At 44.1% G+C, this 16,909-nt stretch carries 19 protein-coding genes; 6 read left to right on the forward strand and 13 right to left on the reverse strand.

Annotated features, from left to right (window positions below):
- Positions 1-19: 19 nt before the first annotated feature.
- From ACETMN_RS25330 to ACETMN_RS25350, 5 genes are all read right to left on the reverse strand, one after another.
- Positions 20-1,516, reverse strand: coding sequence for a glycoside hydrolase family 30 protein (locus ACETMN_RS25330; RefSeq protein WP_411735273.1), 1,497 nt, complete (start codon positions 1,514-1,516; stop codon positions 20-22).
- An 87-nt stretch (positions 1,517-1,603) separates the two neighbouring features.
- Positions 1,604-2,449 (reverse strand): carbohydrate ABC transporter permease, encoded by an 846-nt coding sequence (locus tag ACETMN_RS25335; RefSeq protein WP_091013492.1) that lies wholly within the window; start codon positions 2,447-2,449, stop codon positions 1,604-1,606.
- Positions 2,442-3,329 (reverse strand): carbohydrate ABC transporter permease, encoded by an 888-nt coding sequence (locus ACETMN_RS25340; RefSeq protein ID WP_091013489.1) that lies wholly within the window; start codon positions 3,327-3,329, stop codon positions 2,442-2,444. The genes ACETMN_RS25335 and ACETMN_RS25340 overlap by 8 nt, the downstream gene beginning before the upstream one ends.
- Before the next feature lie 90 nt (positions 3,330-3,419).
- Complete coding sequence (locus ACETMN_RS25345) at positions 3,420-4,691, reverse strand: ABC transporter substrate-binding protein (RefSeq protein WP_091013486.1); 1,272 nt, start codon at positions 4,689-4,691, stop codon at positions 3,420-3,422.
- A 180-nt stretch (positions 4,692-4,871) separates the two neighbouring features.
- Positions 4,872-5,900, reverse strand: a complete 1,029-nt coding sequence (locus tag ACETMN_RS25350) for a LacI family DNA-binding transcriptional regulator (RefSeq protein WP_105599944.1) — start codon at positions 5,898-5,900, stop codon at positions 4,872-4,874.
- A gap of 290 nt (positions 5,901-6,190) precedes the next feature.
- On the opposite strand from ACETMN_RS25350, the gene ACETMN_RS25355 reads away from it, so the two are divergent.
- Entirely contained in the window at positions 6,191-6,553 is a 363-nt protein-coding gene (locus ACETMN_RS25355; protein ID WP_017687018.1) for an iron-sulfur cluster biosynthesis family protein, read from the forward strand.
- Between the two features lie 373 nt (positions 6,554-6,926).
- Entirely contained in the window at positions 6,927-7,352 is a 426-nt protein-coding gene (locus ACETMN_RS25360) for a hypothetical protein (RefSeq protein ID WP_091013482.1), read from the forward strand.
- 85 nt (positions 7,353-7,437) lie between these two features.
- On the opposite strand, the gene ACETMN_RS25365 is transcribed toward ACETMN_RS25360, so the two are convergent.
- The 4 genes from ACETMN_RS25365 to ACETMN_RS25380 form a co-directional block, all read right to left on the reverse strand.
- Positions 7,438-7,872, reverse strand: a complete 435-nt coding sequence (locus ACETMN_RS25365; protein ID WP_091013479.1) for a hypothetical protein — start codon at positions 7,870-7,872, stop codon at positions 7,438-7,440.
- A 104-nt stretch (positions 7,873-7,976) separates the two neighbouring features.
- Positions 7,977-8,270: a hypothetical protein gene (locus ACETMN_RS25370; protein WP_411735274.1), complete on the reverse strand. Its 294-nt coding sequence runs from the start codon at positions 8,268-8,270 to the stop codon at positions 7,977-7,979.
- A 12-nt stretch (positions 8,271-8,282) separates the two neighbouring features.
- Positions 8,283-8,684 (reverse strand): NAD(+)--rifampin ADP-ribosyltransferase, encoded by a 402-nt coding sequence (gene arr, locus ACETMN_RS25375; protein ID WP_411735275.1) that lies wholly within the window; start codon positions 8,682-8,684, stop codon positions 8,283-8,285.
- A 229-nt stretch (positions 8,685-8,913) separates the two neighbouring features.
- Complete coding sequence (locus tag ACETMN_RS25380; protein WP_411735276.1) at positions 8,914-9,258, reverse strand: winged helix-turn-helix transcriptional regulator; 345 nt, start codon at positions 9,256-9,258, stop codon at positions 8,914-8,916.
- A 197-nt stretch (positions 9,259-9,455) separates the two neighbouring features.
- On the opposite strand from ACETMN_RS25380, the gene ACETMN_RS25385 reads away from it, so the two are divergent.
- A complete protein-coding gene (locus ACETMN_RS25385; protein ID WP_411735277.1) occupies positions 9,456-10,184 on the forward strand; it encodes an SDR family oxidoreductase in 729 nt (242 codons plus the stop codon).
- 330 nt (positions 10,185-10,514) lie between these two features.
- Here ACETMN_RS25385 and ACETMN_RS25390 read toward each other — a convergent pair whose 3' ends face one another.
- The 4 genes from ACETMN_RS25390 to ACETMN_RS25405 form a co-directional block, all read right to left on the reverse strand.
- Complete coding sequence (locus ACETMN_RS25390; protein ID WP_411735278.1) at positions 10,515-11,027, reverse strand: hypothetical protein; 513 nt, start codon at positions 11,025-11,027, stop codon at positions 10,515-10,517.
- Positions 11,028-11,262: 235 nt separating this feature from the next.
- Positions 11,263-11,913, reverse strand: a complete 651-nt coding sequence (locus tag ACETMN_RS25395; RefSeq protein ID WP_411735279.1) for a hypothetical protein — start codon at positions 11,911-11,913, stop codon at positions 11,263-11,265.
- A 127-nt stretch (positions 11,914-12,040) separates the two neighbouring features.
- Positions 12,041-12,379, reverse strand: a complete 339-nt coding sequence (locus ACETMN_RS25400; protein ID WP_411735280.1) for a hypothetical protein — start codon at positions 12,377-12,379, stop codon at positions 12,041-12,043.
- A 99-nt stretch (positions 12,380-12,478) separates the two neighbouring features.
- Positions 12,479-12,955 carry a hypothetical protein gene (locus ACETMN_RS25405; protein WP_411735281.1) on the reverse strand — a complete coding sequence of 159 codons (477 nt, stop codon included), beginning with the start codon at positions 12,953-12,955 and terminating at the stop codon, positions 12,479-12,481.
- A 384-nt stretch (positions 12,956-13,339) separates the two neighbouring features.
- Between ACETMN_RS25405 and ACETMN_RS25410 the strand changes: the two genes are divergently transcribed.
- The 3 genes from ACETMN_RS25410 (at position 13,340) to ACETMN_RS25420 (ending at position 16,875) form a co-directional block, all read left to right on the forward strand.
- Positions 13,340-15,001, forward strand: a complete 1,662-nt coding sequence (locus tag ACETMN_RS25410; RefSeq protein ID WP_411735282.1) for a PucR family transcriptional regulator — start codon at positions 13,340-13,342, stop codon at positions 14,999-15,001.
- A gap of 231 nt (positions 15,002-15,232) precedes the next feature.
- Positions 15,233-16,009: an ABC transporter ATP-binding protein gene (locus ACETMN_RS25415; RefSeq protein ID WP_411735283.1), complete on the forward strand. Its 777-nt coding sequence runs from the start codon at positions 15,233-15,235 to the stop codon at positions 16,007-16,009.
- Positions 16,009-16,875 (forward strand): ABC transporter permease, encoded by an 867-nt coding sequence (locus ACETMN_RS25420; protein WP_411735284.1) that lies wholly within the window; start codon positions 16,009-16,011, stop codon positions 16,873-16,875. Before ACETMN_RS25415 ends, ACETMN_RS25420 begins: the two co-directional genes overlap by 1 nt.
- The last annotated feature ends 34 nt before the right edge of the window (positions 16,876-16,909 follow it).

Raw genomic sequence — 16,909 nt, forward strand, 5'->3', positions numbered from 1 at the left:
AACTTTCAGATCACTGTTATCACTTTGACTGCAACGTTACACCGTCCAGTACAACGGTTGTGATGGAATTGTCGGCCGTAGGCACTTCCAGTCCGTTTGCGTACACCGGTATGTCTTCAAGCTGTTCCATGTTCCGATCCGGTGAAGTCTGATACACCTGCGCGTTGGCTGATTTTCCGTACGCATACCCTTCCAGTTCAAACGCCGTTGTTCCAGCCGACAATTCATTACGAATGACCAGCACCAGTCGTTGACGTTCCGCATCATAGGCAGCCAACGTGCGACCATCATCCGTTGGAATAATTGTAGCACCAGGACGAATGAACTTCGTAAACTGGGCCATGCCATAATACTGTTTGGTCATCTCATACTGCTCTTCTCCGTTAAAATTGGCGTGAATGAAGCCCCAATTATTATTGGCCCCTTCATCTTCAACGGCCTGCCAATATACCCAGGCGGATGGCTGCATGATTTTCAGATCAAACATGATCCGCTCCGCCAACTCCTGCACCGAGGTCATATCCTCATGACTGTGCGGCTCGCTGCCGCCGGTTCCGTACTCGGACATCCACAGCTTCTTGCCATGGCCTTCTGCCAGCGTGCGCAGCTCTTCCATTTTGCTACCATTATAGGAGTGGGTATTGATCTGCTGGATTACGTCCAGCGTGTCCTGATCGTAGAGGTTGAAATTAAACACCGTCTCATCAATACTGTTATCGTCCGCGGCACTAATGACGGTTCCATCCAGTCCTTTGCTCTTCAACGATGCAGCGACTTTCTTGATAATCTCGGCCTGCTTCTCATTCGTAAAATGACTGCCTTCCTGCATATTGCCTTTCTTCCACCAGTCGGAGGAAGGTTCATTAAGCGGATTCAGTGTACGGAAAGTGATCCCCCACTCGTCCCGATAATGCTTCACAACTTCGGTCAGATAATCGGCAAATGCATCATACTGGTCGTCACGCAGGTTATTGCTGCCATCCACGGCTCCGGTAACCGATCCACTAATCGTCATCCAGTAGGGTGGTGAATTGGAGAATGCTTCAGCAATGTTCACGCCGCGCTCCATCGAGCCTTGTAGTACAGCACGCTGACCTGCATCGGCATTCCAATCCCACTCCCCAGGTTCAGGCTGAAAGCCAGGTACATCCCCACCGGGACGGAGGGCTTTCATCTCCGGATTTTCCTCACCGCCAATATTGTAACGAACGATGTTCAGACCTAATCCTTTCTCCGGGTCAAAGACCAGATCCATCACTTCACTCACTTTCGCCTGATCCTTCCATCCGCCAAGATCGTTGGCCCACCAGGCAAGTGACGTGCCCCAGCCTTCAAAATGATCATAGGACTGATCCAGCTTCAGACGCACAGGCTGCCCTTGGAACTCAAGTGTTTTGGATGATTCATTGGCAAAATGATTGATAACAATTCCTCCTCCTGCCAGCAGGGCAACCAGGGCCACACCCATGAGGATGTAACTCCGTTTGCTCCTGCTGCGTTGTTTTTTATGCGCCATGGGCTATACAATCCTTTCTCCATGTACGTTAATGACTTCATTGGCCTTGAACAACAGGTTCAATACATACACGCTACACACCTACTGTTACTTGATTCCGCTGCTTCCGCCGCTAATGTTCGCTTCATAGACATAACGTTGTCCGAACAGATAGACCAGCACCATCGGAATGGTGAGGAAAAGGGAAGCGATCATGACAAGGTTCCAAGGCGGCATCTGTCCGCCACCTACCGTAGTCAACAGCTGCACCCCGAGTGCAAGCGGCATTTTCTCCGGGTCATTGATATAGATGAGCGGCCCCATGAAGTTGCCCCAGTTATAGGAAAACGAGAAGATCGCAATGGCCGCCAGAATTGGATACGTCAGTGGCAGTATGATCCTCCAATAGATTCCCGGGTGGCCCATTCCGTCGATCATGGCGGCTTCATCCAGTGATTTGGGAATACTCATGACGAACTGTCGAATCAGGAATACGTTGAATGCCCCAGCGAAGAAGCTCGGTACGATCAGCGGGTAAAATGTATTAATCCAGTCCAGGTGACGGAAGATGATGAACTGCGGCACCATCGTCACCTCACCCGGAATCATCATCGTACTGAGCAACACAATAAACAGGAAACGGCTTCCTTTCGCTTTGATCCGGGCGAAGCCGTAGGATACGACCGAAGCTGATAATACCGATCCGACAATCGTAAAGACGGTGATGATAATCGAGTTTTTGAGATACGTACCAAGATTGTTATTCGTGAAGATCGTATAGAAGTTCGACCATTGGAACTCCATCGGTACGAAGGTAAAGGCTGACTTGACGGTTGTTGCGTCACTTGCCAGTGCAATGGAGATCATGTACAGGAAAGGTGAAGCAAGCAGCACCCCGACCAGAATCAGAAAAATGTAGGATATCGTCTTCTCCACAGTCGATGGATTACTCATTGGCTTTTCCCTCCTCGTAATGCACCCATAGCGCCGATGAACGGAATACAACCAGTGTCAACGCCATGATGATAATGAATAATACCCACGCAATCGCCGATGCATATCCCATTTTGTAGAATTGGAACGCATTCTGGAACAAGTAGGGAACGACCATCTGACTTGAATTATCAGGTCCGCCGGCAGTGACGATGAATACCTGCGCGAAGGTCTGGAGCGCTCCGATCATGCCAGTCACGAGATTGAAGAAAATGACGGGAGTCAGCATCGGGAATGTAATATGGAAGAACGATTGTGTACTTTTCGCACCGTCGATGGCAGCGGCCTCGTAGAATTCCTGCGGTATTCCTTTCATACCTGCAAGCAGTAATACCACACCACCACCCACACCCCATAAGGACATGAGAATCAATGCAGGTTTAACCCAGTTCGGATCAAGAAGCCAGGCAGGACCCTGAATACCGAAGATCGCAAGTGCCTGATTGATCAATCCTTCCGTCGGCGCAAGCAAGTGGATGAAGAGCAATGAACTCGCAACCACCGGAACGACGGAAGGCAGGTAGAACAGAATCCGGAAGAAAGTAATACCTTTGATCTTCTTGTTCAGGTAATACGCGATCCAGAGCGAGATCGACATGCCCAGCGGGATCGATATCAGGGCGTAGAAGAACGTATTTCCCACCGCTTTCCAGAAGATCGGGTCATCCGTCAACAGTGTTTTGTAGTTGTCTATACCGATAAATTCAGGGGACTGGAACAGATCCCAGTTCGTGAAGCTCATATAGATGGAAAATAGGATTGGTCCCAGGGTCAGCCCCAGAAATCCGAGCAGCCAAGGCGAGATGAAGATATAAAACCATTTCCCGTCCTTTTTTTTCACGTTAAGCCCTCCCATGACGCAGAGAGCAGATGAAATCCGCATTCACGCCGAATTCCACCTGTCCTCCTGTCGATGCTATTTGAACAACCTCTATTTGTAGAGTCTTTCCAGTCCACTCTGGATTTCGGTTACGGTATCATCAAGCGAAGCTTTGTTATTGAAGTACACACCCAGCTTGTCGTTAATGAGCTTCATCATTTCGTTCCATTGCGGGTTGAATGGTTCTGCATAGATCGTCGATTCACTGAACGCAGCCATGTTAATTTTTTTGCCACCATATTCAGCATTGAGGAATTCATCACTGGACAGACCCGCTTTGGTTGCAGGAGCATCCTGACCGGCTTTGACCATTGGCATCTGCGCTTCTGGTGTCGTCATTGCTTCAATCACTTTGAATGCCTCTTCCTTGTGTTTGGAAGCGTTGGTAATCGTTAAACCGTTGAAGAATGCGTTTGTTTCGCCCCATACCGGAGAAATATCCCAGTTGATGCCTTCGACCTTAGCAAGCGAACCAATGTTCCAGAAACCGGTTGTTTCCATGGCGATCTTGCCTTGTGCAAACAGCGGATCGGCTCCGATATTCCCCATGTCGGCAATCTCAGTTGGCGTTGGTCCTGCACCGTGGGTGAAGGTCAGATCATTCATGAATTGCAATGCTTTACGCACAGGCTCCGTATCGAAAGTTGGTTTGCCACTCTCATCGAACAATGAGCCACCGTTCTGGTAGATCAGTTGCATCCATTGCGGCCACCAGCTGCCTGGGTAGTAGCCCCATTGAGTCGTTTTGCCGTTCTCCTTCACCGTCAGCTTCTGAGCAGCCGCCATCAGATCGTCCTGCGTCCAATCTTTGGTTGGGTATTCCACCCCGGCTTTATCAAACAGATCTTTGTTATAAAAGAGGACCATTGCGCCTGCCCGATCCGGCAAACCAAATTGCTTGCCATCATATTTCATGAGGTTTGCTATATCATCGGAATAACGCTCAGACATGTTCACATTGTTCGCCTTAATCATGTCATCCAGCGGTATAATCTGATTCTTGGAGGCGTAGGCCTGATAGTTCTCGGCAATCATCATGATGTCCGGTGCTGTTCCCCCGGCGATCATCGTCTGTACCTTCTGGTCATAATCTCCTGCAACCACGTTCAGCTTCACGTTGATATCGGGATACGTCTGTTTCACAATGTCGAGTCGTTCCTGATAAATCTTCTTCTCATCCTCCGAGCCCCAGATCGTCATGCTTAGATCAACCTTGCCACCGGACTCGCCGGAAGAACCGTTTTTACTCCCGCTACTGCAGGCTGTCAGACCCATTACCATGACCAGCATCAATAACGAAATGACCTTTAGACTTCTTCTCATACGTTACGCCCCCTTGAACTAATGAATGGATGACCACACTGAAACCCGTTTCATGAAATGGGTTTCATTAAGCTGAAACATAAAACCCGTTCCACTTTATGAAAGGGGTTTCATTCACGCACTCATTATATTTCACCCTTCGAGGAAATGTCAACGCTTTCTTTTCCAATTACAGGCCCTTTATCTTGCAGCAGGTCCTGTACTTTGACGCACAATCAGCTCCGGTTGCAGAATGATCTGCTTCTTCGGTTTGCCTTGGTTAATCAACTCATGCAGCACATCCACAGCCTGTTTGCCCAGCTGATATGTGTTCTGGGAAACGGTCGTCAGTTCCGGTATAACCGCACTGGCAAGAGGTGTATCATCATAACCCACAATGGATATATCCTGTGGAATCGAGAGCCCATGCTCAATCGTCGACTTGATTGCACCAATGGCCGTATTGTCATTCACACATATGACCGCGGTTGGCGGATTGTCCCGATCCAGCAGTTTGGACATTTCCCGTTTGCCATCGTCAATGGAGAAGCTGCCGAGCAGTTGCCGTTCTTTTGGTATTTCGAGCCCATGCTCCCGAAGTTTCTTCTGCACAGCTCTGACCTTGACCATGGTGGTTGATAACTCTTTCAGCCCGCCGACAAAGGCGATATCGCGATGCCCCAGTTCAAGCAAATGCTCAGCTGCAAGGGCCGCCCCTGCTCCTTCATCGGTGTACACCCGGTGGAACCCGCCTTTGGCAATATTGCCATTGACCAGCACGATCGGCATGCGTTTGCCCATATCAATCAATTCCTGCGCCATGTCATCCGGACAGACCTGCATGTTGATTCGCCCTCCGAGAAAAATAATCCCGTCTACCCGCTTCTCTCTCAGGATGGACAAATATTCAGATTCCCTGTTGTAGTCGCCTGCAGTATTGCACAGAAAGAAGGTATACCCCAATCCGCGAGCCTCATTCTCCGCACCCCAGAACACTTCCGGGAAAAACGGGTTTGTAATGTCCGGCAGGATGATGGCGATGGTACCCGTCTCTTTCTTGATCAGACTGCGCGCCTGCGCATTGGGCTGAAACTGGTGTTTTTCGATGATGGACATAATCTTCTCTCGGGTGCTTGCACGCACAGGTGCCGTATCATTCAGTACCCGGGAGACCGTCGCGACAGATACATTTGCTTCCTTGGCGATGTCGTATATGGTGATCGGTGTCATAGCGGAACCTTCCTTTTTCTCTAATTTTCCCTATTTTCCCTGCTTATCATACCAGATAAGGAATGCCGATGAAATGGGTTTCATTGTTGGGCGAATGATTTCACACTGAACCCATAGAAGTTCCGGGTATGACATTCATACGTGAATTGTTCGTTGTATTACGCATTAGCGTCAATATTTTCAACCGGACATGTTTGCTTTTCTTTATTTCACCTTCTAATCTGCGTTTATGGTCCATATATTAAATTGTAAGCGAATTCATTGGAGATTAGAGGAGTGTGAACAACGTCATGATCATTCAAGTCAGTCCGCTGGCAGAAGCAAGACTTACTGAAAAGCTGGGAGATCGACCAGGCTATTTCAAATTGTTTTATGATACCGATGGATGCGGTTGTGACGGAATTGCGGTACTTCTGATCTTAAACGAACCGGATAGCGATGATGTTACCGTAGAAGCGGGTTCGCTTCCCTTTGTAATCAACAAACAGCAGCAGATTTACTTTGAACCCTCTCTGCGTCTGCAATCCGAGCACAGTTTCCCTTCATTCCGATTAAGTAGTGATTCCATGATCTATGGCAGTAATGTTAAAGTCCATGATTTACGAGATACCGCAGACGTAGCCCCTCAGCCCACTGGATGGTTTGTACGATAAACGTTGAATATGCACTATAATCAAAACCTCCCAATCCCATATGCTCCGTGGGACAGGAGGTTTTTTTATAAATTTCGATGAGTTCATTAGGCATTATTTTCGAAAACATTTCATATTCGTGCAGTGCCTCTGTACCTCTGCCAATCTATTTCCGACCATTTTTCAGGACAAAAGAGGTGAAAATTTGATTAATTAATATGGACTTTAGTTTAATACAAATAATTACAAGCAAACCGTATACTTAGATAACCACATATGAATTTGGGAGATACACAAAATGGAATACCTGATTAAAGATATAAGTCTAGTTATACCAAAAACACGGTTAGACAATGTATCCGTTTAGAAGTGTCGAGGAGGAAAATTGAAACTTATGAAGTCACCCACAATCCTGAACGTAGTCCGCATCTTGTTGAGTATTAAAGTTATATACCTCATTGTTTCTTTCAGTGTATTTCTCTATATTTTCAGTCAAAATCCTGAAGCCTTTGCCGGTTATCAAGTGAACGGCAATGATCTGATTAATTTCTCTAATGAAATTACTGGGAGAATCATATTTTTGATCATTCCTAGTTTGCTTGCTATCATTTGCATCACCAAACGACAATTCAGATCGACTGTTACGTTCCTGAGTATCGCTTTATTTATCGGACTACTGAATGAAGGATTATTAACTGGACTTATTCAACTATTCGCCTTGTTAGTTGTGCTCTTACATCGACCAAGTAAGATATTCTTAAAGCGCCAGGATTCAAATGACACAGAGACACAATACATCGCCAAGAAGAGCCTGACTTAAACGTCTGGCTCTCTTTTGCTTTGGTTTATTCACAAACAAATCCATTAAGCGTACTTATCTACCCGACAACTCAATGTAACTAAAATTACTTCACAAGAATTTCAATTGGATTCATGGTTAAAGAGATATCCGCGGTCATATCCACAATGAGATTTTGTTTCCCTTTTTTGGTTACCATAAATTCATCTTCAACCTCAACCACTTGACCTGATATAAATTCAGTTACATATCCCACATCCGTATAATTACGCTCCTCGTTACTACCGGAGAAGGAGAAACGAATTATAGGTTTTCCATGGGTAACTTCAACGGGTTTAATACCTGTATATTTTAAAGTCCCTTTTACTTTCATTGTCTCACCCGTGCCTATAACAGTTGGTGTTGTTACTTCGAGAACAAAATCAGATGCGACTACACGTTCAGTAACTTTATCTTCAATTTTCTCTGTTGATGAACACCCAGATAACATCGCGAATACCACTGATACCAACATTAAGATGCTATTACTCATTTTATTCATTTCACATCACCTCTCTCATACTCTAACGAATGATATATGGAGAGGGTTGCTCAATTCGTTCATTGATTCCCTGAAATATCTTTTACCAATAGTCCAATCATGTATCACACGAATTCAATTAACTTCCTATCTATTTCTGCGATATCACCAATCTCGGATGTGCCATCCCAAAGAATTATTGAAGAAGCTTCATCGTTTTCAACAAAATCATCAAGTTCGCACAGTTCACCCATGAACAGAGCTCCATACTCTATCCGTTCCGGTCCATGAAAACTTGGCTGGAGTCTAAACTTCATTAGCCCTTTGAATTCAGCTGTATCCAGAATTTGATTGATTTCCTCATACAATTCTCTAATTACAGCATCATATATAGTACTTAATAGAAGTCTACCGATCATTCAATAGTTAGACTAATTTAGAATCTCACCTTTATCTATTTTCGCCAAGCGTTTATGCCAAACTGCGAGTTGTTCAGGCGTTTGTCGCACCCAATCTTTCACTTCGCCAACAATTTTTAGTGGGGCTATGCTGCGATATGATCTCGTCGGATTACCTGGAAATTTCTTGTCCGTCACATTTGGGTCATTTTCCCATTCCCCTGTTGGTTCAACAAGATACACGCGCGGTTCACCACCGCCTTTTGCCAACTCCGCAGCTAACCCAGCCCCATCACGCAAAGCTGTAAAATAAATGTGATTCATCACAACATCCGGATTGTAATTTGAACGAAAGCCAGCTGTAAGCAAGTCCCCAATCTGCAAATCTGCTCGTGTCCCATGATAAAAAGGACCTTTGTCAAGAATTTGAGCCATCTCGCCACCACCTCCAAATTTAGTAAGATGCTCTATTTTATCATGAACCTGCCCTTAGATTTTTCTCGCATAATACATCCACAGTGCCAAAAATACGATTAAAACAAATAATAAACAAGTTAGTAAGGTGTAAAATATCATGGTTGAATCCCGCTATGCGGCGCGGTGAAAAATGGAGACGCCTACGATTTCCGACACAGCTATTCATTAAGACTTCCCGATCGCAGACTTAGGATTGAAACTCTTTTCCCCATACTCTTATAGACTCGATGATACTCGACAATTTATTTCCTTGTTCAGTGAGGGAGTATTCTACTTTGGGTGGCACAGTGTCTTCTATGACCCTCTTCACAATCCCATCCGCCTCGAGTTCCCTGAGTTGTAAAGTCAACATCCGTTGTGTAATCCCTGGTATTAATCGTTTAAGTTCATTAAATCTGACCGATTTTTCGGATATAATGTCGATAATGATTCCCTTCCATTTTCCTCCTATCATATGTAAAACCATTTCAACAGGACAGGCCTTTATAACCTCTTCACTGCAGTCGCCATAATTTTTTAATCCATATCCCATATTGCCACTCCATTCATTAAGTTACAAAAATGTGCGTACTTATAAGTATCAATCATTTCCACTATATTAACTATATCAGAAATGAAAGGAGATATATCACGGTTACAATGAGAGAATCTAACTAGCAGTCACAACTATAAGAAATAAATACACTTTTGTAAGTACAGGTTGTAAAAACAGATTAGGGAGGAAATTTTATGAATAAATCCAAGATCGTATTAATTACAGGTGGCAACAAAGGTATTGGTTTTGAGACAGCAAGACAATTGGGAAACATGGGGTATGAGATTTTAATAGGAGCAAGAAGCGAAGAAAAAGGACATGAGGCCGTAACGCGCTTGGAAACGGAGAACATTAAAGCTAAAACGGTGGTTCTTGATGTCACAAAACCCAGCTCCGTTCTCTCCGCAGTAGAATGGATTGAACAAGAATATGGATACCTTGATATCTTGATTAATAATGCAGGCGTGTTTTTTGAAGGCAACACATCTCCAAGGGAACTGGAACTGTCCGTTCTCAAGAATACTTATGAGACAAACGTTTTTGGCGTATTTTCTGTCACCAAAGCTTTACTTCCATTGCTCCAAAAATCTTCTGCCGGAAGAATCGTAAATCTTTCCAGCGCATTAGGTTCCTTAACTTTGAATTCAGACCCAACGTCGGAATTTTATAATGTGAATTCGCTCGCCTATAATAGTTCCAAAACGGCTGTAAATGCTTTAACTGTTTTCTTTGCTAAAGAATTAAGAGATACTCCTATTAAAATCAACTCGGTTTGCCCTGGATTTACAGCTACCGATTTAAATGGTAATACTGGCTATCGCACAGTCGAACAAGCAGCTTCCAGTGTAGTTAAGCTCGCCACAATCAATAATGATGGTCCAACGGGTAGCTTTTTTGATGAAAATGGAGTTGTGCCTTGGTAAACCATTTTACCCGTGCAGTTTCTGAGTATTCCGCAAGCTATATGCAGTTTACCCCGTCCCACTCACCAGAGTAGCGGAGTAGACATTCTGTGTAGTCAACGGATATAAGGACTTGTTCATGTCCACTATCGGCATAGGGTCAAATTCATGTATCTGACCAAGGACATGAACTTGACCCTTTAAAATAAAAAAAACGCGCTTAGAGCGGGTTTGCATAGGGCTGTATTAATTGACTCCATAACTTCGCAATCTGCGATCTACAATCCAGTAATGTACATTTAATATTGATTGCTAAGTTGAATATGTATTTAAACTAACCTGCCCGTTAGTTCAATAAGATAGATCAACAACATCGTCCAACTCTGAACAAGCTGATCCCCATACTTCCCCATCAACACGATAACCGCCACCACTCCATTGAAGCAAGTAGTCTCCAGTACTCATACCTTCTGAGTAACCTTCTTTAACATTTATCCAATCTAACGATTCCCCGGGAGCAATTGTTCTAGAGAGATACACTCTATTAGTATCCAAGTGCGTTAAACTAACATTGACTTCATGGCTACTATTGTTCTTCATAAGCAGTTTTATATGTACAAATTCCGGATTTATAGAAAAGTGTTGCTGCACCGTAGCGCCTCCAGAAGCAATAAAGTGGGAGGGTTTGCTCTCTTGTTCGCTTAAAGAATCAGAAAGGGTTGAACTTTGGGACTTGCTTGAAAATAAAACAGATTTTGGAGGAGACAAATTCTCTTGAGTTGGACTTGTTGGATCACAAGCATTTAGGGTCGCTGTGGTCAAAACTAATGATACAACAGTTAAAAACAGTCTCTTTTTCTTCAATACTTCATCCCTCGTATTCTTTTGTTAGTTATTCTAAAGAACCTATAAAAAGTTTTTCGTTATTAACAACGCTATTAATTAGTCAAAAGTTACACTTGTAATTCGCAAGATGACATTTAGTTAACCTGCCCGTTACCTGAACAAAAGCAGCCGATTAGGTTAATCGGCTGCTTTCTGTGGTTTATTGAGCTATCGTATTCCTTAAGTGTAACGACGAATGATATAATTTGTCCCTTCAGTCTCTCGAAAAACCGAAATGCCTCTCAACTTCTAATAACATCTGCTCTTTATTAGACTGAGATGTTCTCATAAACCATTTTAATTGATACTGCTCTGCTTGCTGCAGGTAATGATTCGATGCTCTAACCACTGTGTTTAATGTTTCGTCCCGCGCACGTTGTGGATCTGATAAATTAGGAAACAAACCCTCCATGCCTCTCAGGTGATCTCGATCTAAATAATCTGCTCGAATGAGGTCATCTTCTGCAAACATATAAATAACTCGGTTGGGATCAGCGATCTCCCTTAGATAAGCAGGTTCCATAAAAGTATCTACTACGATTGGCTTCTCTTTCCCCATCTGTAACAAATCCAAGATGATAAATTCCACACTCTCGTCAAACACGGAATTTAACCAGTGACTTCTATCATTCCCTCGTCCTAAAAAGAACCATTCCCAATCAATAAAATGTCGTAATATGGCGGGATGATCCTGCGGATTAGCCTTTTTTTGATAATCGAACGTGTGGTCATCTGAAGAATAATAATTCATATTCCATTTTGAAGAAAGCAAATTAGTCATCGTGCTTTTTCCGCCGCAAGGGCCTCCACATATCCAATAAACATGATCTAAATATTGTCTTAATAGTCGGTCTGAAATTTTCATAGTATGAACAGCTCCTAGTATAAGATTATTTTCTTATAAGGGAGAATGTCTCTTGTCCTATCTGCACTAAATGTCCAAGTAGCTGGCATTTTTACACCGCCTTTCCTAACTTCCTTTTATGACAAATTTATTTCTCGGAATCGCTTTTCACAAAATAATTACCATGAGAAAAAATTTGTTTGGTATCGGCCGTTAAATGTTCTAAGTTATCAACCGTTTCCTTCTCGGTAATGTAGGGGTCTTTCTCGGTTACCCTTTTAAATGTTCCAAAAGAAGTCGTTATACCACTGACATTTTCTAAAGCTCTATTTATTTCCTCTTCTGATAATGTTACTCCTGGACCAAAATCTGGATAGTTTGGGTTATCCGCTGTAGCATCATCATAAAAATTACTGGCATAAATACTTAAAGCAGTCACTGCCGAAACTGTCATAATCAATGCCGTACTGATCAAGAATTTTTTCATTGGAGGTCACTCCTCAATCGTTTCTATAGTATGCATTCATAGATCCATTGCCTTCTAGTTCAAGTGGGCCTATGTTTTAGTAGAAGACAGATACAACAACTAATAATCTGTATACTGCATAGCGTGAATCGGTGTACCTTTCGTGACTTCACCTGTCCATGTATTGATTTCTAGTGGCTCTACTAAAACCTTCCATCCATTTCCGCTTTTGAAAATTTTATATGGGAGTGGCGGTGACTGTTCATAGTCTTGTCCTGCATACTTTTGAACGACATAAAGTTGAACTTCATCCGTATTGATTTGTTTGCTCTCCACAATCTCATACCCTGTAGTTGGATTGGTCTTCAAGTCCTTTACATATCCTTCTTCACGACTCTTCTCATCCAAATAATTTGTATCTTTAGCATAGAACATCATCCCCTCTACATCCTTAGCAATGTAAGCATCAAAGTACTCAGTTGCGGCTTCCATCGGAGTTTGGGCTATGACTCTTTCCGCAGTTGTAGTCGATGCAACTAAAATAGAACTAGCAACAACACTGGCAAGTAGAAGCGATACTAATCCTTTTCCTTTCATGGATCGAGAACTCCTTTTTAGTGATAGAATTGTTAATAGGTATCAAATTTTCTTTATATCTATTTAGTATAACGCATTGAATTATTGGAAAGTTTTTATATTTATGAGAAATTTGTTTGCATTGGATTTCCGAAAGCTATCGACACCATTCGATGATCACCGAATCAGACAACTGCTGATCCTCCTTATCTTATGTAACTTTACCTCACGCATTTTAATAGAAACACACCTAATCCACCTCAGCATTTTGTACAATCTGCTTAAAAAATCAATATCATTTAGCCTCTTTATCCAAACTCTTCTTTACGCCCACCTCACTTAATGTTAGATTTTATAACATATTATGATGAAAGCGGTGGGTTGAAGATGGATCTGCAACAGTTATTGACTATCCCCATTCTCTCCAAAGCAAAGGTTATTGCCGGACATCGTGGCCTCGATCGCTTGGTGCAATCCATTAATATTATGGACGCGCCAGATATTGTACAATTCCTGAAACCCGGAGATATGCTGCTGACCAACGGTTATATCCTGAAAGACCGGCCCGAAGCTCATCTTGGATTCATTACTGACATGCATGCGATTGGTTGTGCGGCGCTTGCTGTCAAGACACAGCGCTTCTCTCTTGAATTATCTCCGCAACTGCTCGAGACAGCGGACAGGCTGGGCTTCCCGATCATTGAGCTGTCTGAGATAGACAATACACTCGGTGAAATATTTCAACATTCGATCAGTGCCATCCTACAGAACAAAACCCATGAGCTCCACTATGCCTTGTCTATTCACAAGCAATTTTCCACGATGGTGATGCAAGGAAAAGGCATCCCCTCTATCGTAGATACGTTGTCTCAGTTGTTATCCTCACCTGTACTGTTGCTTGGCTCCAAGAAACAGATTACGGCCAGCTCCCATTATGCAGAACAGATGGATGACCAGTCTCTCGCCGCACCCTTACTGACATTTATAGATGAGCACCCTTCCTTCCATACCACAATCTCAATCTGTCTACTTACCGCTGAGAAATATCGACATGCCGAGTTTCATCCCATCTTCACGGATCGGCACGAGGGCTATTTGATCGCACTATACGACAGTTCCGCAAGCTCTAAGCTCTCCACTCTGGCACTGGAACAAGCCGTCAATGTAATCGGTCTGGAGTTAACCAAGAAGCAAGCGGTCAAGGAACGCTCCCGCCGTTACAAAAATGAATATTTCTCCGATCTCATTCAAGGCTTCATTCGTTCGGAACAAGAAGCGCTGCATCGCGGCAAGAAATACGGGCTGCAGGCAAAAGGAAGTTCCGTTCTCATCATCGCCAAGATGGATGAACCTTTAACGAACAAACCTAATCACATTCTCACTCCCTCAGGAGAAGAGCGGTTCATCTCGGAACGAGACGCTAATTACGAGCTGATTAAGCAGGAGTTCACCAAACTGGATCTTTCTTTTGTCATGTTCACGAAGAATGACCAGTTCGGCATACTCGTCTTTTTGGCCGAATCATCTTGGGATGAACACACTGTTATTCAGCAGCTTGAGTGGATTGCGGGCAATCTGTATATGGCGTCGCAGCTTAGTCTTTCTTTCGGAATAGGCAATCCCTACACGAATGTACTGGATATCGGGCTTTCCTACAAGGAAGCAGTCAAGGCACTTCAATCCGGCTATCAGATGCGAAAGACCCGCTTCGCCCATTCCTATCAGACGATGGATATAAGTCGCCTGCTGCGTATGATTCCCCACGATGAAATGTTACAGTTCCATCAAGAAACCTTTAAACCCTTCGAAGGCCGAGATCCAAACGAGCGCAGCGAACTTATGAAGACCTTGTCCTCCTTCTATGAGAATCATTGCCAGATCGTCGATACAGCGAAAGAGCTGTTTGTACATCGCAATACAGTGATCTATAGGTTGGAGAAATGTGAGAAACTAACCGGCAGGAACATCAAGGACCCGATGGAGAGCCTGCGCTTCCGTCTGGCCTTTGCACTGGAGTCGCTGCTGAATGTTAATTCAGCCCTTAGCGAAGCTGATCATACGTCTTGAACGGAGAGCGTGTCATGTATAATGACACGCTCTTTTGTTTTTCTTTTCATATCCAATCTTCAATTGTTCATTTTAACTGATTTAATTGTATTTTTATGTTCAAAGTAACTAATGACAACAGGACCCACAGTCTATATGATTAGGAATATATTAATTAATGTCACTTTAATTAACATCAAATCACATCAAGAAACAAACCATCATCAGGCTGTAGGAAAGGGGCTACCTATCATGGCTATACAGATACAAGGCGTATCCAAATCATTTGTCAGTGCAACCGGAGAAGATATTCAAGTACTCGCTGAGGTTTCGATGCAAATCAAGAAACAGGAGTTCTTCAGTATCGTGGGACCGAGCGGCTGTGGTAAGAGTACGATCTTCAATATTATCGCGGGTCTGCTTAAGCCAACGAATGGCAAGGTTATCGTCTGTGGCGAAGAGATCGATCAGACCACCGGGCATGTCGGCTATATGATGCAGAAGGATCTGTTGCTGCCTTGGAGAAGCATCTTGGACAATGTCACGCTAGGCTTGGAAGTGAAGGGCATGTCCAAAAAGGATCGCGGCGATATTGCCATGGATTATCTGGATCGTTATGGCCTGGCTTCATTCGCAGAAGCCTATCCGTCCACACTATCAGGCGGTATGCGCCAACGTGTAGCCCTCATACGTACCCTCGTTACCCAGCCCGATATTATACTACTGGACGAACCCTTCTCCGCACTGGATTATCAGACCAGACTCATTCTGGAAGATGAAATCTTGTCCATCCTGAAATCCGAGGGCAAGACAGGCGTGCTTATCACTCATGACATTGAGGAAGCCATCGCCATCTCCGACCGCATTGCCGTCATGAGCAAACGACCAACAACCGTGAAGCAAGTGTATGACATTGGTCTCGCCTCGCAATATGGCTCAGCATTGAAAGCCCGCTCCGACCACAAGTTCAAACAGTATTTTGAATCGATCTGGTTAGAGCTTGATATCCAAATGGGGAGGATCAGCTAATGAAGAGCACATCACCTGAAATTACCCTTACCGGAAAACCTGCTGGAGTTGTGAAGAGCAAACGCAGACAGTCCACCTTCTCCAAAGAATGGCTAACCACGATGCTATGGCGATTCATTATTGTAGCGGTCATCCTGGTGATCTGGGAATCCGCTGTTCGTTTGGAGCTGGTTAACGGGTTCCTCATGGGATCACCAAGCGCAATTCTGGATGCCGCCATCACGATGGCCAGCTCAGGGCAACTGCTTACAGATGCTTTTGCAACGGTGAATGCCACTGTTATCGGCTTCGTAGCAGGAAGCTTAATCGGCTCGTTGGCAGGATTGCTCATGTGGTATTCCAAATCTGTTGCCCGTGTACTCGATCCCTTCATCGTAGCTATGAACGGTATCCCGAAAATTGCACTTGCCCCCATGATTATTATCTGGTTCGGTTCAGGCATCTTCTCCAAGATTGCTCTCGCCTCTGTCGCAACGTTTATCGTAGCGCTATTATCCGCCTACCAAGCGACTCATCAGATCGACGAATCCCAGATTAATCTGATGAAATCCTTCGGTGCAAAAAAATCACAAATTTTCCGCAAAATTATCGTTCCTTCCTCTCTGCCATGGATCATCTCGGCCTTCCGGATCAATATTGGTTTGGCATTAGTGTCTGTCGTAGGTGGAGAATTCATCTCTTCTGACAAAGGACTCGGACATATGGTATTCGTCGAAGGTAACCTGTTCAACCTTCCAGCCGTATGGGTTGGCGTGTTCATGCTGATGCTGGTTGCCATGCTCCTTTACACCTGTGTCGGTTATATCGAATCTCGTCTCCTCCCATGGAATGACAACAAGAGCAGCAGCAAATCTACATCTGTCTAAGCTGACCCACAACGACTAACTTAACTACGACCAT

This window comes from Paenibacillus sp. M2, assembly GCF_046713495.1.
GTDB lineage: Bacteria > Bacillota > Bacilli > Paenibacillales > Paenibacillaceae > Paenibacillus > Paenibacillus amylolyticus_B.